This is a genomic window from Spirosoma daeguense (assembly GCF_054776875.1).
The window spans coordinates 376,642-394,769 of the sequence record NZ_BAAHBF010000001.1 but is presented as its reverse complement, the minus strand read 5'-3'; the positions used below and the strand labels follow the sequence as shown (position 1 = coordinate 394,769).

At 47.4% G+C, this 18,128-nt stretch carries 16 protein-coding genes; 12 read left to right on the top strand and 4 right to left on the bottom strand.

Annotated features, from left to right (window positions below):
- Nucleotides 1–84: 84 nt before the first annotated feature.
- Together ACYVD4_RS01350 and ACYVD4_RS01345 are read right to left on the bottom strand one after the other, a co-directional pair.
- Entirely contained in the window at nucleotides 85–537 is a 453-nt protein-coding gene (locus ACYVD4_RS01350; protein ID WP_460941815.1) for a putative quinol monooxygenase, read from the bottom strand.
- Nucleotides 538–929: 392 nt separating this feature from the next.
- The gene (locus tag ACYVD4_RS01345) at nucleotides 930–1,187 is read right to left on the bottom strand and encodes a BPTI/Kunitz domain-containing protein (protein ID WP_460941814.1); all 258 of its coding nucleotides are present in this window, start codon (nucleotides 1,185–1,187) and stop codon (nucleotides 930–932) included.
- Between the two features lie 212 nt (nucleotides 1,188–1,399).
- Here ACYVD4_RS01345 and ACYVD4_RS01340 point away from each other — a divergent pair, with 212 nt between their 5' ends.
- The 9 genes from ACYVD4_RS01340 (at nucleotide 1,400) to ACYVD4_RS01300 (ending at nucleotide 8,843) form a co-directional block, all read left to right on the top strand.
- Nucleotides 1,400–2,530 carry an NAD(P)/FAD-dependent oxidoreductase gene (locus ACYVD4_RS01340; protein ID WP_460941813.1) on the top strand — a complete coding sequence of 377 codons (1,131 nt, stop codon included), beginning with the start codon at nucleotides 1,400–1,402 and terminating at the stop codon, nucleotides 2,528–2,530.
- 43 nt (nucleotides 2,531–2,573) lie between these two features.
- A complete protein-coding gene (locus ACYVD4_RS01335) occupies nucleotides 2,574–3,290 on the top strand; it encodes a methyltransferase domain-containing protein (RefSeq protein WP_460941812.1) in 717 nt (238 codons plus the stop codon).
- Nucleotides 3,281–4,333, top strand: coding sequence for a type III polyketide synthase (locus ACYVD4_RS01330; protein ID WP_460941811.1), 1,053 nt, complete (start codon nucleotides 3,281–3,283; stop codon nucleotides 4,331–4,333). The genes ACYVD4_RS01335 and ACYVD4_RS01330 overlap by 10 nt, the downstream gene beginning before the upstream one ends.
- Nucleotides 4,327–5,124, top strand: coding sequence for an SDR family oxidoreductase (locus ACYVD4_RS01325; RefSeq protein ID WP_460941810.1), 798 nt, complete (start codon nucleotides 4,327–4,329; stop codon nucleotides 5,122–5,124). The genes ACYVD4_RS01330 and ACYVD4_RS01325 overlap by 7 nt, the downstream gene beginning before the upstream one ends.
- Nucleotides 5,125–5,140: 16 nt before the next feature.
- Nucleotides 5,141–5,587, top strand: coding sequence for a 3-hydroxyacyl-ACP dehydratase FabZ family protein (locus tag ACYVD4_RS01320; protein WP_460941809.1), 447 nt, complete (start codon nucleotides 5,141–5,143; stop codon nucleotides 5,585–5,587).
- Nucleotides 5,580–6,851: a beta-ketoacyl-[acyl-carrier-protein] synthase family protein gene (locus ACYVD4_RS01315; protein WP_460941808.1), complete on the top strand. Its 1,272-nt coding sequence runs from the start codon at nucleotides 5,580–5,582 to the stop codon at nucleotides 6,849–6,851. Before ACYVD4_RS01320 ends, ACYVD4_RS01315 begins: the two co-directional genes overlap by 8 nt.
- Before the next feature lie 7 nt (nucleotides 6,852–6,858).
- Nucleotides 6,859–7,116 (top strand): acyl carrier protein, encoded by a 258-nt coding sequence (locus tag ACYVD4_RS01310; protein WP_460941807.1) that lies wholly within the window; start codon nucleotides 6,859–6,861, stop codon nucleotides 7,114–7,116.
- A complete protein-coding gene (locus tag ACYVD4_RS01305) occupies nucleotides 7,113–7,712 on the top strand; it encodes a 4'-phosphopantetheinyl transferase family protein (RefSeq protein ID WP_460941806.1) in 600 nt (199 codons plus the stop codon). Before ACYVD4_RS01310 ends, ACYVD4_RS01305 begins: the two co-directional genes overlap by 4 nt.
- 210 nt (nucleotides 7,713–7,922) lie before the next feature.
- The gene (locus ACYVD4_RS01300; RefSeq protein ID WP_460941805.1) at nucleotides 7,923–8,843 is read left to right on the top strand and encodes a DUF808 domain-containing protein; all 921 of its coding nucleotides are present in this window, start codon (nucleotides 7,923–7,925) and stop codon (nucleotides 8,841–8,843) included.
- Between the two features lie 147 nt (nucleotides 8,844–8,990).
- On the opposite strand, the gene ACYVD4_RS01295 is transcribed toward ACYVD4_RS01300, so the two are convergent.
- Entirely contained in the window at nucleotides 8,991–10,961 is a 1,971-nt protein-coding gene (locus ACYVD4_RS01295; protein ID WP_460941804.1) for a TonB-dependent receptor plug domain-containing protein, read from the bottom strand.
- A gap of 183 nt (nucleotides 10,962–11,144) precedes the next feature.
- Between ACYVD4_RS01295 and ACYVD4_RS01290 the strand changes: the two genes are divergently transcribed.
- Nucleotides 11,145–11,768: a class I SAM-dependent methyltransferase gene (locus ACYVD4_RS01290; protein ID WP_460941803.1), complete on the top strand. Its 624-nt coding sequence runs from the start codon at nucleotides 11,145–11,147 to the stop codon at nucleotides 11,766–11,768.
- 69 nt (nucleotides 11,769–11,837) lie between these two features.
- On the opposite strand, the gene ACYVD4_RS01285 is transcribed toward ACYVD4_RS01290, so the two are convergent.
- Entirely contained in the window at nucleotides 11,838–13,127 is a 1,290-nt protein-coding gene (locus tag ACYVD4_RS01285; RefSeq protein WP_460941802.1) for a nucleoside hydrolase-like domain-containing protein, read from the bottom strand.
- Nucleotides 13,128–13,454: 327 nt separating this feature from the next.
- Here ACYVD4_RS01285 and ACYVD4_RS01280 point away from each other — a divergent pair, with 327 nt between their 5' ends.
- Both ACYVD4_RS01280 and ACYVD4_RS01275 read left to right on the top strand, forming a co-directional pair.
- The gene (locus ACYVD4_RS01280) at nucleotides 13,455–14,495 is read left to right on the top strand and encodes a FecR family protein (RefSeq protein WP_460941801.1); all 1,041 of its coding nucleotides are present in this window, start codon (nucleotides 13,455–13,457) and stop codon (nucleotides 14,493–14,495) included.
- 267 nt (nucleotides 14,496–14,762) lie between these two features.
- Nucleotides 14,763–18,086 carry a TonB-dependent receptor gene (locus ACYVD4_RS01275; RefSeq protein WP_460941800.1) on the top strand — a complete coding sequence of 1,108 codons (3,324 nt, stop codon included), beginning with the start codon at nucleotides 14,763–14,765 and terminating at the stop codon, nucleotides 18,084–18,086.
- The last annotated feature ends 42 nt before the right edge of the window (nucleotides 18,087–18,128 follow it).

Genomic DNA, 18,128 nt, shown 5'->3' with positions numbered 1-18,128 from the left:
CTTAGTTTTCGACCATTTTGCCATCTGCCAGAGCGATAACGTAACAAGTTTATTCATCTAATTACTTCGCCCTAACCAATTATTTTATCGTTTATCTTCCGTTAATTTTCTAAACAGCAGGGGCATTGTGGCTGCATCCAATGTCCCCATCTCGACGAGCTTTAAGGATTTCACCATGTTGAGCGTGCTCGTTTTATACTTCAGAAAGTGTGGCGTTTTCAGGTGTTGCTCGTAAGCGCCTTTGCTGGCATAAATTTCCAGTATTCTTATCCGTGTTGGATTTTCCTTTTCATACATTGGAAAAATAGAAATGACGCCGGGCTCCAGTTTTACAGATGCAGCCGATTCTTCCTGTAATATGGCTTTGTATTGTTCCAGATCAGTTGGGATGATTTCAATTTCGGCAATACGTACCATCATACCGTTTTGCTGTGCCGAAACAATATGAAAACTTCCTAATATGAACGCAAAGAACAAAAGCGTTTTTATCTTAAAACTCACGTATGATTTATTCGTATATGATTGAGCTACATTCATTGTTGGCTAGTTTAATACGTTTTTTCTGCAACCATTTCGTTACGTACGTCTGAATTTATTTCAGATAATTGTACTTGATAATGAGCAATTTGTCGTTTCGTTTAAAGTGTTCAATGTCGTGAATCCTACCACTACGTTACTATTGGGATATAATTCTTTTACGCTCAAAAACGTACTACTGACGCTATAGCTGCCCATTGGTGTTTCATAACGTAATTTTGAGCGTTACTGATCTAATAACTGAGTAAATGACAAATGGATTCGTAACTTCATTGTCACAGCTAACAGGCAGATTTAGGTTATTTATTTTTTCTGACTTACTGTTCACCTCAAATTTGGGAGTAAGTTAGGAGAAAATAAATGTTCTTTGTTTGTCAGAACGTGCTCCGCACCTACTTTCTACATTCACACTCTTTACATTGTTCCATTGTGTCGAAGGGAATAACGCCACCACAACCGCCGTAAGTAAAGGTTTTGCAGCGTTTTTCGGACTGGTCGTAGTAATATTTGGTGAAGGCAGCGTAACAAGGGCCAGCATTTGGCTGTAACTGACAACGCTCCGACGTAGCGCAATCTTTTTGACAGCCTGGAATCGTTACGGTGGCTATGCAGATGCCAAGTAGAGCCTTCCTGATTTTTGTCTGTTTCATAATGCCTTATCTTCATTTACTATGACTACGTATGTACATGAACGGTTGGAAAAACGGTGCTTAATTTCAATCGTTGTTACGTAGTGAAACCAGTCGTGAGGTAAAACCGGAAACGTTACGTTGTTTCTTCTAAAGAATTAAAACATGTTACGTTAACGACTGGTTAATTAACCCAACTAACTCCCTCCACTACGTCTAACCAAGCGCAACCAATGAGCTATGATGCCGATATACTGATCGTTGGTGGTGGTTTGGCAGGTTTAACAGCAAGTATCCATCTTTCCCTGACCGGATTGCGGGTTCTTCTCATCGAAAAGCATCCGTATCCACAGCACAAAGTTTGCGGAGAGTACGTATCAAATGAGGTGCTTCCCTATCTCCAGCAGCTTGGCCTATCCATTGACAACGTAGCGCCGTCGCGTATTCAGCGTTTTTTGTTCAGCACCGTTTCTGGAAAAACAATTCAGAGTCAGTTGCCACTAGGCGGTTTTGGAATCAGTCGCTATACATTTGATTTCATGCTATACCAAAAAGCGATTTCCGTTGGCGTTCAGGTTGTTCAGGATCAGGTAACTGATGTGCTATTTGATCAGGATTGTTTTCACGCAACCACACTGGCCGGAAATACGTATCGGTCAATAATCATGATTGGTGCGTATGGCAAACGGTCTGGCCTGGACAAGCAACTTCACCGAAACTTCATGCAGGAAAATTCCCCCTGGATGGGCGTTAAGGCACATTATCGGGCCAATTTTCCTAACGATCTGGTTTCGTTGCATAATTTTGAGGGCGGATATTGTGGCTTGTGTCAGGTCGAAGAGAACGTAGTGAATGCCTGTTATCTGGTGAACTACAACAGCTTTAAGAAACATAAAAGCATCATTGCTTTTCAGCAACAGGTGTTGTGTAAGAATCCCTTTCTGAAGCACTTCTTTTCGGAGGCAGTGCCGCTGTTTGAGAAACCGTTGACGATAAGCCAGATTTCATTTGCCCGAAAAGAACCCGTTGAACAGCACATGCTGATGTGTGGCGATACGGCGGGGGTTATTCATCCGTTGTGTGGCAACGGCATGGCAATGGCTATTCACAGCGCCAAGATCGTTTCTGAGTTGATCGTCCAGTTTTTTCAGGGTGGTATAGCCAATCGTTCGGAACTGGAGCATCGTTACCAAACATTCTGGAACAATGCGTTCAAAACCCGGTTGACTACGGGGCGGATCATCCAATCTTTGCTTCAGAATGCTACGTTGTCATCTGTTTTGATGGGCAGTTTACAGGTAATGCCAGCCGCCCTGCCACTGATCATCAAAAGAACACACGGTCAGCCGCTAGCAACCACCTAAATACTACTATACTGAAGCAATACTATTATAATTAGCACCACAAATGCCGAACACAAAGCAACGTACATCGCAGGAAGAGTTTTTGGATGATTTCTCGTTGGAGGGCGACGAACTGCGCGATGCTTTGGATAAAATAGCGGCCATAAATCAGTGGTTGGGTGGTAATCAGGTTACGCTGGACGGAATCAAAACGTTACTGGCAAACTCATCCTATCAACGGCCAATTTCTATTGTCGATATTGGTTGTGGCAACGGGGATATGTGCCGCTCCGTCGCCGATTTTGCCAGAAAAAGAGGAGTATCGGTTCGGGTTTTAGGGATTGACGCCAACGACTACACAATCAATCACGCCCGAAAACTGTCGGCAACCTATCCAACCGTTACGTATGCCGTGATGAATGTATTTGCCGAAGATTTTGCCGATCTTGAGTACGACATTGCCTTGTGTACCTTAACGTTACATCATTTTTCCGATGAGCAGATTCTGACGTTGATGCGCCAGTTATCGCAAACGGCAAAACTCGGCGTGGTCATTAACGATCTGCACCGTAGCGCGCTGGCCTATCGGCTTTTTCAGCTCGTTTGCTTCGTTTTTCGATTGAATAAACTCTCCCGGGAAGATGGGCTGATTTCTATACTTCGGGGATTTAAAAAGCAGGAATTAGAGACTTTTTCCCGGCAGCTTCAGCTAACATCATACCAGATTAACTGGCGTTGGGCGTTTCGTTATCAATGGATTATCCAGAACCTATGTGCGTAAAAATTGCAGGAGTTGCCAAAGCCTTACCCGAATACTGGCGTGAGACAAAAGACATTTTACCGTTTCTGGATACCTGGCTGGCCGGTCAGGATGATCGCTTCCGGCGGAAAGTGCGTAAGATTTTCGAGAACGCGGCTGTCGATAAGCGGTATTCGATGATGACGCCCGCCGAGGTGTTTACCCAAACTTCGTTTGAAGAAAAAAACGCGATCTATGCGCGGGAGTCGATCAAACTGGGTGAAACCGCCCTGACCAATGCGCTAAATAAAACGGGATGGCAGCCCACCGATCTGGACTATCTGATTACGGTTAGTTGCACGGGCATTATGATTCCGTCGCTGGATGCGTATTTGATCAACCGGTTGCAAATGAAGCAGGATATTGTTCGATTACCGGTTACGGAAATGGGTTGCGTGGCAGGTATTTCGGGGATTATTTACGCCAAAAACTTCCTGAAAGCGAACCCCGGCAAACGGGCGGCTGTGCTGGCTGTTGAATCGCCTAGTGCTACGTTTCAACTAGACGATTATTCGATGGCGAACGTAGTGAGTGCGGCTATTTTCGGCGATGGAGCAGCCTGTGTATTAATGTCATCTCACGAAGACGATAAAGGCCCCGAAGTGGTAGCCGAAGAGATGTATCATTTCTACGACGCTATCCATATGATGGGTTTCGGACTGACAAACAGTGGCTTGCAGATGGTTCTGGATAAAGAAGTTGCCGAAACGATAGCTGCTCATTTTCCGGCCATTGTTCACCCGTTTCTCGAGAAAAATCAGTTGGCTATCAGCGATATATCCCATCTGATTTTTCACCCCGGCGGTCGAAAAATTGTAGAGGTGGTTCAGGAGCTTTTTGGCAAACTCGGCAAGACCATCGACGATACGAAAGAAGTGCTACGTCAATACGGCAATATGTCGAGTGCTACGGTGCTCTACGTGCTGGAGCGATTTATGGATCGGCAGCCCGAAAAAGATACGTATGGCCTTATGCTCAGTTTTGGTCCTGGTTTTTCAGCGCAACGGGTTCTATTGAAGTGGTAAACGAATTTCGAGATACGAACTACTGGGTCATTATTCTGGGCGGCAGTCAGGGCTTAGGGCTGGCTACGGCAAAGAAACTGGCGAAACACGGCATGAATCTGTGTATCGTGCACCGAACTCGTAAAGCCGATTTGCCAGCAGTGGAGCGAGCCTTTGAACAGGTTAAGCAGGAAGGCGTTGAGCTGAAACAATACAACATCGATGCCACCAATGCCGAGAAACGTCAGCAGGTAATCAGCGAGTTAAACGAAATCGTAAAGCCATCCGGACGTATCAGAGCGTTGGTTCACAGTATTGCCAAAGGGAATTTGAAGCCAATGGGCGTGGATGGACAGACGAATCTGAAACACGACGATTTTCAGCTAACCATCGATGCCATGGCAATCAGTTTATACGATTGGGTTGACGAGTTGCTGGCTGCTACGTTGTTTGCAGCAGATGCGCGCGTGATCAGTTTTACCAGCGAAGGAAGTCAGAAAGCCTGGAAAAGTTATGCCGCCGTTTCGGCTGCCAAAGCCGCACTGGAAGCCATTTCCCGAAGTATTGCGCTGGAGTTTGCGCCGTTTGGCATACGTAGCAACTGCATTATGGCGGGCATTACCGATACAGCGTCGATGCGGATGATTCCGGGCGCAGATGAATTGCTAAACCATGCCCAGACACGCAATCCATTCATGCGCGTAACCACGCCCGACGACGTAGCAAATGTGGTTTATCTACTTTGCAAAGATGAAGCCGCCTGGATCAATGGTACTGTGATTCCTGTCAATGGAGGAGAACATCTCCAATAAACGTTTAGATACCCACGTGCTGATTTTCGACCACATCATACAGAAACTTCCGTATCGCAAACCCTTCCTGTTTGTCGATGAGTTAGTTAGCATCACGGAGAACGACGTAACAGGAAAATACACGTTTCCGGCAGATTCCTTTTTTTACGAAGGTCATTTTGTAGGAAACCCCGTAACGCCCGGCGTTATCCTGACCGAAGTGATGGCTCAGATTGGCGTTGTCTGTCTGGGAATTTTTCTGCTATCAGACTCACCAACAGCCAATTTAGCCATCGCCATGACATCAACACAAATCGATTTTTACCGCCCTGTTTTTCCGGGAGAAACAGTTACGGTACGTTCCACAAAGGAATATTTTCGATTTCATAAGTTGAACTGTAAAGTAGAGATGAGCAATAGCCAGGGTGAACTGGTTTGTCGAGGTACTATTTCGGGGATGCTAAAATCAAAATCGGATGCGTAATCGGGTCGTTATCACGGGTCTTGGCGTTGTAGCGCCCAACGCGGTAGGTGTCTGGGCTTTTCGAGAAGCTATTCAGCAGGGACGTAGCGGTATTACGTTTCATCAGGAACTGGCCGACCTTAAATTTTCGTGCCAGATTGGTGGAATTCCGCCTGTTACAGAAGCAGATAAGAAACGGTACTTTACCGATTTGCAGCTTCAGAATCTTACGAGTAGTGGGGTTATTTACGGGGTCATGGCCGGAATGGAAGCCTGGCGACACGCCGGTTTGCCAACAGCCACCGACGAACCCGACTGGGAAAGCGGCATCGTTTTTGGAACGGGATTGCTTGGTATTGAAAAAATCAGGGAATCGGTCTATAAAATTGATCAGGGGCAGGTTCGGCGATTGGGCAGTACGGCCGTTGTGCAGACTATGGTCAGTGGCGTAAGTGCTTATTTGGGGGGTATGATTGGTTGCGGCAATCAACTGACGGCCAATTCGTCGGCCTGTTCTACCGGTACCGAAGCTTTATTGATGGCATACGAACGTATCGCCGTAGGATCGGCTAAACGCGTGCTGGCTGGTAGCTGTAACGATCATGGGCCTTATCTCTGGGGCGGATTTGACGCCATGCGGGTATTGCCCTATCAATATAACCAATCGCCAGAGCGAGCTTCTCGTCCGCTCAGCGCGTCGGCCAGCGGATTTGTACCGGGCAGTGGTGCCGGTGCTTTGGTGCTGGAATCGCTGGAAAGTGCATTGGAACGTAACGCTACAATTTACGCGGAAGTGCTGGGAGGCCATGTGAATTCGGGCGGGCAACGAGGAGGTGGTTCAATGACGGCCCCGAATGCGGCTGCCGTTCAACGATGTATCCAAAAAGCCGTTGAACAGTCGGGCATCCATCCCGACGAAATTGACCTGATCGATGGGCATCTGACGGCTACCCTAAAAGATCCCGACGAAGTTAAAGGGTGGGTCACTGCCCTCGGACGTAGCGGTTCTGATTTTCCAGCTATCAACTCATTAAAATCGATGGTGGGGCATTGCCTGAGTGCTGCCGGAAGCATTGAATGCGTGGCGGCTGTGTTGGAGCTTCATGAAGGATTCATCTATCCATCGATTAATTGTGAAGATCTTCATCCGTCCATCGCTGAGATAGTTGATCCCGGCAGAATTCCACAACAGTGTATTCAAAAACCGGTTAACGTAGTAGCAAAGGCTAATTTTGGCTTTGGCGATGTGAACGCCTGTGCTATCTTAACGAAATTCCAGCTCTAGACCGCTTATGCAAACGAATGACGAATTGATTACTGCCCTTAAAGCCATCGTGAAGCCGTATGTTCAGGACGAAGAAGCCTTTGCGCAACTGACCGAACAGACCAATTTTATAAATGACCTGAAAATCAACTCCGCCAATCTTGTCGACGTAGCACTCGATGTAGAAGAGAAATATGATATCGAAATCGATAACGAATCGATGGAGCGTATGCTGACCGTTGGCGCGGCTATCGATATCATTCGACAAAAGCTGGCCGAAAAATGATCGGGAATGACATTGTTGATCTGGAGCGTGCCCGGTTAGATAGTAACTGGCAACGTAGTGGTTTTCTCCGTAAGCTCTTTACGATTGACGAACAGCGACTTATCCACTCGTCAAACGATCCGGAATTAATGGTCTGGACGCTCTGGAGCATGAAAGAAAGTGTGTATAAGCTAATCGTCCGTCAGACAGGGCGGCCATTTTTTGCCCCTCAGAAACTCGTTTGTCATTCTATACGGCCTGACGGTGCTACGTTGGAAGGAAGCGTATTTTACGAGAAAAACTATCAGACAAGGTCAATAATCACGACGCGCTACGTAGCGAGCGTAGCATCGCCTGTTGATACCAGAACGCCGTTTGTTCATCGGATTGTTACGTTTGATTCTGTTGATTATCGAAGTCAGCATGAACGTATCCGTCGGGATGTAAAGCAATTCTTAGCCGCTGAAACGTCTACTGACATTAACGGGATTCATATTCAGAAGAATGGCGTCGGCATTCCCTCTGTATCGCTTGGCAACTCGAAACCTATTCCAATTAGCCTGAGCCATCATGGATACTACGGTTCATTTGCGATACCTGTTTGTTACTCGCAATAAGATTTCGTAATGAATACGTATCAATCGGATAGAAACTTAATTTTAACCGGTATTGTATTAGTAGCCACTTTATCTGGCACTTTTCATAAGCATAGCTTATACTTATTGCTCAAGAGATTCCTGCATCTGTCAATAGGTTTCAAAGAAGATAAAGATCATTCTGGACAGCACATCTCTGAAAAGTACAATCGAATTTAACCTGAAAACGAAATGGCATCTGGTTTTTTAGCAATCTTAGACGATATCTCCGCCTTGATGGATGATGTGGCCATAGCCACAAAAATAGCCACCCGAAAGACAGCCGGCATATTAGGAGACGACCTAGCCGTTAACGCTGAAAAAGCGACGGGCTTTCTGGCAGAAAGAGAATTGCCGATACTATGGTCAATTACGAAAGGTTCCTTGATAAACAAGCTGATTATTGTTCCCGTTGCCCTATTGCTAAATGGATTCTTTCCGGTTGCCATTACAGTAATCTTGCTGCTAGGTGGTTGTTATCTAGCTTACGAAGGAGCCGAAAAAATAATAGACTACATCGTTAATCGTAAGAAACGGAGCCGACCGGACATTACAGACAAAGGGCCCATAAATCCTGTGGTACCTGATGAAAAAGCAAAGATTAAATCTGCGATAACCACAGACTTTATCCTCTCGGTGGAAATTGTTATCATTGCTTTGGGGACGGTTACAGAACAGCCCTCGTTGATACAGATCGCAACGGTATCTGCAGTTGCGTTATTGGCAACGGTTGGTGTGTATGGGCTGGTTGCTCTGATTGTTCGTATGGATGATGCTGGTTATCAGTTGATTAAAAAATCTAATGGCGTAGGGTTTCTCGCTAAGCTAGGGCAAATATTGGTTGGGGCGTTACCAGTTGTCATCAGGCTTTTGAGCGTCGTAGGAACCTTTGCCCTTTTGCTGGTAGCTGGTGGATTATTTGTGCATAACATACATGCCTTACACGACTTATTCCCTACCCTTCCTGCTCTACTAAAGGAATTGGGGTTTGGCCTACTCGTCGGTTTAGCTATTGTCGGATTAGTTGCCTTGTTTAGGGCAATTGGCATATTCCCTAAACAACGGGAACTTGGGATTGATCAGCAGCCCAAAAGCGCAATAGAGACTAAATAGATAGATCTGTGGTGTATAAGCCAAGATTGCTACCACAAGCCGCTATACTGTGTTTTGTTCTGGTAAGTTTTCGTAGATATCAACAAACGTCAACCGCCCATCAGCAATAAAAACTAATGGGCGGTTGACGTTTTTCTGCTAATACGTTTAGTTTTTACGTAGCTGCCAGCGTAGGCCACCCATTGCCCAGCGACCGGGCATTTGTGCACCGAGAATATCGGCATATTGCTCATTGAAGAGGTTTTGGACCTGAGCCGTTACGTATAAATGATTCGCAATAACCGCAAATTCAGCTTTAGCGTGAATGACTGTATAATTGGTTGTCAACTGCCGGTTAATGGGTTCGGCTATGGCCTGATTCCGAACTTTGTATTGCCCCGTTAATCCGAGGTTGAATCTTCCTGCACTCAACGTTAACGAACTGTTGACCTGATGGCGGGCGAAAGCGGCCAGGTATTGAGAGACAACCGGACTGGCGGTGTTCAGGTGCGTATAACTGCTGATAAAGTCGAGCATAACCTTGTTGCCAAGCTGCCGCTTTATCCATAGTTCTAGCTCAATACCGCGCGTCTGGACGCTGAACAGATTCTGCGCCAGCCGATACGTACGGTCGGCTGCTACGTTGGTCAGTCCCGTCTGGCGAATTACGTCGGCACCTGTTGCACTTACATAGTCGATCAGGTTAGAGCCATCGCGCAGAAAACCAGTTGCTTTCACTGTAATACCTGAAGCGGGCAACCAGTCGGCACCCAATTCGGCATTGGTGGCCCGCTCGGCCTGTAGGTTGGGTAGTCCAATATTCCGACCCGCCGACAATGGACCGGGCAGGTTGTTAGACGTGTATCGCTCTGTGAAATCGGCGGCCCGAATGCTTTTGCCGATCGAACCGCGCAACACCAGTTTTGCCAACGGCGAATAACTCAGATTTAACTGCGGCACTAATTCTTGCCCAAACGACTGATCCCAATCGTAACGCAGGCTTCCCGTTGCGGTTAGACCAAACACAGTCTGTGCTGTCAGAATACCGTATACGCCCCCGTGCCAGGTTGAGTGATTGCCTCGGTCATTCGACTGGATTTGCCGATTATCATATTGTCCGCCCACGCTGGCTTTCCAGTGGTCGCTCAGTTGCACATAATGGTTCAACTGTGCCAGCGAAAACTGCATTTTGTGATTGCTTGGTACAAACGTCGGAGCGGGGTTGAATACGTAGAGATCTGTCGAATAAATATGGGTGAACTGGACTTCTGTCTGCTGCCGTTCACTTTCCCGAATCCGAAGCTGGCCCTGATATAGATTCCGCAGGGTCGTTTCGCGCGATAGATCGGCTGTGCTGGTTGTATAAAACCACTGCGCATTAAAATCCCGCCGGTCAAACGCTGCCCGTGCCGCCAGACTGATTTTGGGCGAAAAGTTATAACTCCCCGACAGCGAATATGTTTTCAGATTAACGTCGTTCCGTTGTGTGCTGGGGGCCGCCAGTGCCTGACCGGACGTTGTATTGATTAAGACACCGCCACTTAGTCGCAGTTTCTGATTTTCGTGAAAGCCCCCGGCATTCAGATTCCATAGATTCCATTCGCCCCGCTGCACCGTAGCCTGTGCTTCTGTGGTTTTGGTGGATTGCGAACGTATCGCAAATGTTTTCGTGACAATATTAATAACGCCACCTACTGCATCGGGCCCATAAACGGCGGAGCCAGCCCCGCGCACAATTTCGATCTGTTCAATTTCTGCCGGTGTAATCGGGAGGTATCCTGCAAAATGGCCCGTGAGTGGGTCATTGATGCGCATTCCATCAATCAGAATCAACACCTGATTGAACGTACTACCACGTAACGTAACATCGGCCTGCGCGCCAAAACTACCCCGACTTTGCACGTCGATGGAGGGTAGTACACGTAGCAGATCGTCCAGCGAGTTGACTGGGAAACGGCTGATTTCCCGGCCGGACAGAATCGTTACGTTACGTCCTAGTTCGGCGGCTGTTTGTTGCAAACGGGATGCTGTTACGTAAACGGGGGCCAGATTTTTGGTTGAGTCGGTATCTATTGTCGTCTGAGCCTGAATTAGTGCGGGCACAAATCCCGCCAGCATCAGCGTAAAAATTCGGATCATGAGTAGGAGGGCAGAGGCCCCATTGATAAAACGGTCGCAAAAATAAAGCATCTTGTTCCCCAAAAATGGGTTACTTAGAAATTGTGCCAAAAACTTTAGCGAATCGCAAGTTCACGTGCGGAGAATGGAGCGTTCCTTAGTCAACTGCTGTTCGTGAACTAAGAAACGATAACTTTCTGTGCTATGAACGATACGTGGACCGACAGATGGAATGCCCGCTACCGTAGCGATGAATACGCCTATGGCCTACAACCGAATGATTATCTGAAAGAAAAACTGCAAACATTGTCTGTTGGTAAAATCCTTTTTCCGGCCGAGGGCGAAGGCCGAAATGCTGTTTACGCTGCAAAAATAGGATGGAATGTGTCGGCCTTCGATATTAGCGTAGAAGGCCAGAAGAAAGCCCGACAACTGGCCGATAACAACCACGTAACGCTTGATTATCAGGTAGGTGAATTGCAGACGTTGCCCTACGTAACTGACCAATTCGATGCAGTGGCTCTGATTTATGCCCATTTCCCCGCCGACATTAAATCGACGTATCATCGTCAGCTTGGGCAATACGTACGTAGTGGAGGATTTATCATTTTTGAAGCATTCAGCAAAAAGCACTTGAGCTACGTGTTGCAGGATGAACGGATTGGCGGTCCCAGAGATATTGAATCGCTGTTTTCGATAGACGAGCTAACTGCCGATTTCGCCAGCTTTACTTTCCTAGAATTGCAGGAAATGGAAATTGAGCTTCATGAAGGTTTATACCACAACGGACGTGGTTCCGTAATCCGAATGCTGGCCCAGAAAAAATAAAGGTCACTCAACTGTCTTTTTCTGAAAAAGCTCGGCCACGATACAATTGTGGCCGAGCTTTTAATTACGTTAATACAACCATCTCCACCGTTTAGCCCAGTCGAGTAAGGCCGCGTTTCGCCATTTAAGCACCGTTTGGGCCCCTTGTTGACGGCCGTCGAAAAGGGTTGGATCACCCCGATCGGTGTACCAGTTGGAGCCTAATTTAAAATCGCTGGCGCTACGTTTCCCCGGCCAGATATTGTGCACTACAAACTTTCCGCTCTCTTGAGGGAAGCCCGGAATCGGTGAACTGAGCGTGTAGCTTAGTGTTTCGCTTTGCTTGGGAATATACATAATCGCGTAGTTCCCATCGCCCAAATAATAACCCGACCACTTTTGCACGCCAATCTGCGCCTGAACGGTCATGGTAAAACAAACTGAATCGGCAGGAATGTTGACTTTAGGTCCTTTGAAGTGAAATTCCATCACCGAATAAACACCTACCGTATCGGCTGTAGTTGTGTTGCGGTTGAAAGTGGTACGGGGACTGTGATTAAATTTCTCAAAACTGCCGCCCCAGCTTTCCCGGAACGGATCGTTCGGATCGCCATCCATTACGTAAAGCAACGAAGGTGTATCGCCCATCTTGACGTTCCCCTTGTAATAATCTTTGAAATCTTTGCCCAGATTACCAGCAGAACGGATATACTGATCGTAATACGTGCGAGGATCAAGGTTGTCGGTTATGGTATTGGTAGAAAAGAAGCCGTTATAAGAACCATTTGCTTCAATGAACCAGAGGTTCGGGAAGTTTTTGGCAATGTAGGCGTAACTGTTTGCGCTCCATTTTTTGTTAGGGCCGCCGATCCAGTAGATTTTGATTTTATTCTGAATTTCTGGCGCATCGTGCAGTGCCTGTGCTACGTCCTCCAATCCGCCCCAGACCAGTACCCAAAGCGGCTGATCACTTTTCTTCTTGGCGCACGTAATAATCCAGTCTGACCCTTCCGTCGACGTAGCGTACCCTTTGAACGGAGCTTCTCCATGTCGTCCCTGCTTACAAACGGCACGTAGCGCATCCGGCCAAGGGTAATTTTGGGCATGTTGACTCAGTTTAGGAAGATCTTTTTCGTACAGATCAATCATCCGCAGCAATTCCTGTTTCGTGCCATTTCCATACGACGGCGACGAAACCAAGCCTTCGGTATTGAACCGATCGCTATACATCAGGAAATGGGTTATGGATTGATTATCGTCGGGGTCAGTGCCGCCAATGTCGGTGCTAATCAGAATACGTGGCTTGACTGGAACAGGTTTCTGGGCAATGAGCGTAAAGGGAATAAAGGCAATCAGGTGGGTCAAAAAAAGGGTTTTCATGATTGATTTTCCGTTGATAGGAGTCAGGTTTAGCGGGTAGGAGACGACAGATGTTACGTAGTAAACAAAGCCAGAGCCAAGTTGGCCTACTGCATTATATATGTCAGACAACGTAGTGTTTTCCGCAACTCAATTGTAAAAAAAATAATAAAGAATGTCGTTCTGACAACTCTTGATTATTTATCCTTATAGAAATTTATATTGTATTATTTGTAGAATTATTTATTAAAACCTTATAGTAGATATAAATATTTAACTATTTAATAAAATCATTTGCGGTTGCGTGCTGAGAAATCTGTCGTGTATGTGACGATCAACTCCACCATTATGAGTCGCAAGGAATTCGGTTTCCTCCTGAAACAGTACATCGACGGAAAATGCTCTGACGAAGAGAAAGCCTTTGTTGAGCATTGGTACGGAACGTTGCAAAATAACGAGAGAGAGCCGTTAGCTGAAACGGATTTTCAGGCGTTAGAACCGATGCTATGGAAACAGATTCAGAACCGGACGCAGACCCTGAAAGTCATACCGATGCCCGTTGCCGAACCTCGTCGGTGGGTCAATTCCTGGATGGCGATTGCCGCTTCGGTAGCTCTTATGCTTGTAGCTGGCTGGTGGTTTTATAACCAGCAAAAAGATGCTGTTGAAGGGCAACAAGTCGCTAGTCAGACGGGTTGGCTTCGGCACACGAACGCAACCGATAAAGCTAAAATAATTCAGCTTACCGATGGAAGTCAGGTTCGATTGGCTCCCCAAAGTTCGATTCAATATCCGGCTCAATTTGCGGCTGATAAACGCGAAATTTCCCTGACAGGCGAAGCCTTTTTCTCGGTCCAGAAAATGCCGTCGCGCCCGTTCTACGTATACACGGGCAACGTAGTGACCAAAGTGTTAGGAACTAGTTTTTTGGTGAAAATGCAGGCTACGACCAAACAGATTATTGTTGAAGTGGCAACGGGCCGTGTGGCAGTTTACAAACAAACCAAGCCTTCAGAAACACGTAGCGCCGAACCAACGATTGTACTGACGCCCAATCAAAAAGCAACGTATTCGCCCGATAAACAGGAGTTTGTGACCGGACTGGTTGAAAAGCCAAGACTAATTGCCTCTGCTACGTCTGCCGTAACGCCACAATCATTTGCGTTTGACGACGTACCGTTACGTAGTGTAGTAAGTCAATTGGAAGAAGCGTATGGTATCGACATTCAATTGGAAAACGAGAAGCAGAACGAATGTCCGCTCACGGCTGACCTGTCGAATCTGTCGCTCTATGCTCAGTTAGACATGATTTGTGCCGCTACTAAATCCAGCTATACCGTGACCGGAACTACCATCCTGATCAGCGGAAAAGGATGCGCCAATCTGTAAATCAATGAATAAGGAATAATCTAGACAGCTAAAGGTGACCACCACCCCCACCCCCAACAGCCCTTCTACATAACAAACAATTCTAATTTCCGACGCCTATGTAAATCCGCTACATCCACCCAAAAAAAGAATCGGGTCATGTTTGCACCATGACCCGATTCCGAAACTTCCCTCATAGCCTGCCAGCTACTCATCTGCGGCATTGCACTGCCCGATGAACGAGGAACTTATCTGTCAAATCGTTCCATTTAACAAACCCTTAAAGGTATGAAAATTTTTGATTCAGCTCTACCGAGCTGGTCATGCAGCCGACGTATATCGTTTTTTCTGCTGCTTATGAAACTATCGTTTTACCAACTCTTTTTGCTGATTACGTTCGTCGGGCTTTCGTATGGCTTCGACGGACAGGCTCAGGAACTGCTCAATCGGTCGGTGTCGATTCATACCGATGGGTTGCGGCTACGTAGCGTTCTGGTTCAGATTGAAAAACAGACCACTACGAAATTCGTCTACAGCTCGCGGAACATCGGCGCTGATCGGCCCGTAACGATTCATGTCAATAACGTTCGGCTGGAAGACGCGCTGGAGCAATTACTGAAACCACTCAATCTGACGTATCGGATCATCAACGGACAGATTATTCTGGACAGCATTACGTCGGATGATAGCGCAAAAGCCGATGCTGGTGCTACGTTGCCCGAGCCGGAAGCGGTTGATCGGGTCGTTTCGGGCACGGTTACCGACGAGAAAGGGGAGAAGTTACCGGGCGTTAGCATTGTCATAAAAGGCACCACGCGCGGTACCACCAGCGATGCCAAAGGGCAGTTCAAACTAAACATTCCCGATGCGGGTGCTACGTTGACGATGTCGTTTGTCGGCTATAAAAGTCAGGATATTGTTGTCGCGAATCAGTCCGTGTTAACGCTGACGATGCAACCCGACCAAAATTCACTCGATGAAGTAGTCGTGGTCGGATACGGTCAGGTGCAGAAGCGGGATCTGACGGGGTCGGTGGTGTCGATTAAAGAACAGCAGATTACGTCGACGCCGGTGGTGAATGCGCTGGAAACCTTGCAGGGTAAAGTGGCCGGTATGGACCTGACACGTAGCAGTGGCGAAACGGGTGCTCCGCTCAATTTTACCATTCGCGGCAACCGCTCGCTGAACGCGTCGAACCAGCCGCTGATTCTGGTCGATGGGATTCAGTACGGTTCCTATATCGATGTAAACCCGAATGATATTGCGTCGATGGAAGTGCTGAAAGATGCGTCGTCTACAGCCATTTACGGATCGCGGGGTGCGAACGGCGTTATTCTGATTACGACTAAAAGCGGGAAAGCTGGCAAAACAAAAGTTGAATTCAATAACTACTACGGTGTTAACGATCCGGTTGTGTATCAGCACGTTACCAATACGCCCCAATACGTAGCGATGACGCGCGAAGCGTATCGGGCCGCTGGACAGTGGAGCAGCCCGGCCGACGATGAGAAGGTTTTTAACCTACAGATGGAAAACATCCGCAAAGGCATCGATACGGATTGGGTGAGTTTGATGGTGCACCGGGGAAGCGTTCAGAGCAACCACGTAGCGTTGTCGGGCGGGAACGAAAAAACGAAGTTTCGGCTGTCGTCGGAGTATTTCAACGAGAAAGGCTTGCTCAAATACGATCAGCTACGTCGGTTTGTGCAGCACCTCAACCTCGATCATCAGGTGTTGAATAACCTGAAAATCGGTATGGTGCTGAATTTCAACTCCTCGACCCAGCAGCGACGTAACACGAGTTTCTGGAATCTTCAGAAAAACTCGTCGCTGGGCATCCCCTATAATGAAGATGGCTCGATCAAAACCTATCCGTTTCCTGGCACGGTGGTTTTCAATCCGCTGCTCGACGAAAGCCCCGAAAACTATACCAACCTGACCACCACCAGCCGCGTGTTTATGCTCGGTTTCGGCGAATGGTCGATTCTGAAAAACCTGTCGCTACGTTCCAGCTTCGGCATTGATATGTCGAACAGCCAGCAGGGCATTTTCGAAGGGAAAAACACCACGCTTGCGGGCGTAAACAGCGGCTACTCGCGATCAGCGTTAATTGATATCAAAAACCGGAACTGGACGTGGGAAAACGTACTGAATTATAACCAATCGTTCAAAGATCACTCCTTCAATGCGATGGTCGGAACGAGTATGATCAGCTATAAAACGGTGAATTTTTCGGGTGAGGGGAAAGACCAGCCCTTCTCGTCGTCGCTATTTTATAACCTGAATACCAACACCAAAGACATTATCACAAACAGCAGCATGGTCGAAAGTTCGCTGGCGTCGGTGTTTGGTCGGCTGAACTATAAGTTCAAAGATAAGTACCTGTTAACGGCCTCGTTACGTGCCGATGGTGCGTCGGTGCTGGCCGATGGGCACAAGTGGGCGTATTTCCCATCCGTGGCTCTGGCATGGCGCGTGCTGGATGAATCCTTCATGAGCGGTGCGAGCAATCTGCTCTCCGAAATGAAGTTCAGAGCCAGCTACGGAATTTCGGGAAATAGCGCCATTGCCGCCTACCAAACGCAGGGCGGATTGAGCCGAATTGCGTATTCGTTCGATGAAACCCCCGCCTTTGGATATTGGCCCAAGTTGCTGGCCAACAAAGATTTAGGTTGGGAAAAAACGGCTACGGTAAACGTTGGCCTTGATTTCGGATTTTTCAATGGGCGTGTATCGGGTTCTGTCGATGTCTACAATACCAATACCAGCGATCTGCTGATGGACCGGATTCTGCCCTCGCTAACGGGTTATAGCACCACCGTTGCAAACGTAGGAAAAACCAAAACCCGTGGTGTCGATCTGTTGATTTCTACCCGCAACGTTACGTCGCCAAAATTCTCCTGGTCGACCGATATTAATCTGGCTACGTTCAAGGAAGAAATTGTAGCCCTCAGCGTGGGTGGCGACGACGTAGCGAAAGCCTGGTTTGTAGGCAAACCGCTACGTGTATTCTATGATTATGAGAAAATTGGCATCTGGCAAACTAGCGAAAAGGACATTGCGACCAAATACAGCAAATCGCCGGGCGAAATTAAAGTTCGGGATCAGAATAACGACGGTAAGATCACGGCCAGCGACGACCGGGTTGTATTAGGACAGGCATCGCCAAAATGGTCGGGCGGTATCACCAATAACTTCACCTACGGCAATTTCAACCTCTCGGTGCTCGTGTATGCGCGGGTTGGGCAAACGATTAACAGCCAGTATCTCGGGTATTTCTATCCGGGTGGTACGGCGGCTGTGGCTGACTACTGGACGCCCGAAAATCCAACCAACTCGTATCCGCGTCCGTGGCTTGGCCGCACCGATCAGTACATCTCGACGCTTGGCTACATCGACGGCTCTTTCTGGAAAATCAAAGACATCCGGCTCAGCTATAACCTGTCGAAAAACCTGCTGAAGAAAACGCCGATCAGCAACGTAACGATTTATTCGACGGCAAAGAACTTCGTTACGTTCAGCAAGCTGAAAGATTACGATCCAGAGCGGGGCGGCTCAGTCGATTTTCCGTTGACCAAGCAACTCATTGTTGGCCTGAATCTCAGCTTCTAATCTGCTCCAAATTGATCTATTCGAGAAACAGTCATTCCTGAA

Excerpts from the sequence above, each read along its gene's own strand:
- ACYVD4_RS01350 (WP_460941815.1), bottom strand. The coding sequence starts at position 537 with ATGAATGTAGCTCAATCATATACGAATAAATCATACGTGAGTTTTAAG.
- ACYVD4_RS01345 (WP_460941814.1), bottom strand. The coding sequence starts at position 1,187 with ATGAAACAGACAAAAATCAGGAAGGCTCTACTTGGCATCTGCATAGCC.
- ACYVD4_RS01340 (WP_460941813.1), top strand. The coding sequence starts at position 1,400 with ATGAGCTATGATGCCGATATACTGATCGTTGGTGGTGGTTTGGCAGGT.
- ACYVD4_RS01335 (WP_460941812.1), top strand. The coding sequence starts at position 2,574 with ATGCCGAACACAAAGCAACGTACATCGCAGGAAGAGTTTTTGGATGAT.
- ACYVD4_RS01330 (WP_460941811.1), top strand. The coding sequence starts at position 3,281 with ATGTGCGTAAAAATTGCAGGAGTTGCCAAAGCCTTACCCGAATACTGG.
- ACYVD4_RS01315 (WP_460941808.1), top strand. The coding sequence starts at position 5,580 with ATGCGTAATCGGGTCGTTATCACGGGTCTTGGCGTTGTAGCGCCCAAC.
- ACYVD4_RS01310 (WP_460941807.1), top strand. The coding sequence starts at position 6,859 with ATGCAAACGAATGACGAATTGATTACTGCCCTTAAAGCCATCGTGAAG.
- ACYVD4_RS01305 (WP_460941806.1), top strand. The coding sequence starts at position 7,113 with ATGATCGGGAATGACATTGTTGATCTGGAGCGTGCCCGGTTAGATAGT.
- ACYVD4_RS01300 (WP_460941805.1), top strand. The coding sequence starts at position 7,923 with ATGGCATCTGGTTTTTTAGCAATCTTAGACGATATCTCCGCCTTGATG.
- ACYVD4_RS01295 (WP_460941804.1), bottom strand. The coding sequence starts at position 10,961 with ATGATCCGAATTTTTACGCTGATGCTGGCGGGATTTGTGCCCGCACTA.
- ACYVD4_RS01290 (WP_460941803.1), top strand. The coding sequence starts at position 11,145 with ATGAACGATACGTGGACCGACAGATGGAATGCCCGCTACCGTAGCGAT.
- ACYVD4_RS01285 (WP_460941802.1), bottom strand. The coding sequence starts at position 13,127 with ATGAAAACCCTTTTTTTGACCCACCTGATTGCCTTTATTCCCTTTACG.
- ACYVD4_RS01280 (WP_460941801.1), top strand. The coding sequence starts at position 13,455 with ATGAGTCGCAAGGAATTCGGTTTCCTCCTGAAACAGTACATCGACGGA.
- ACYVD4_RS01275 (WP_460941800.1), top strand. The coding sequence starts at position 14,763 with ATGAAAATTTTTGATTCAGCTCTACCGAGCTGGTCATGCAGCCGACGT.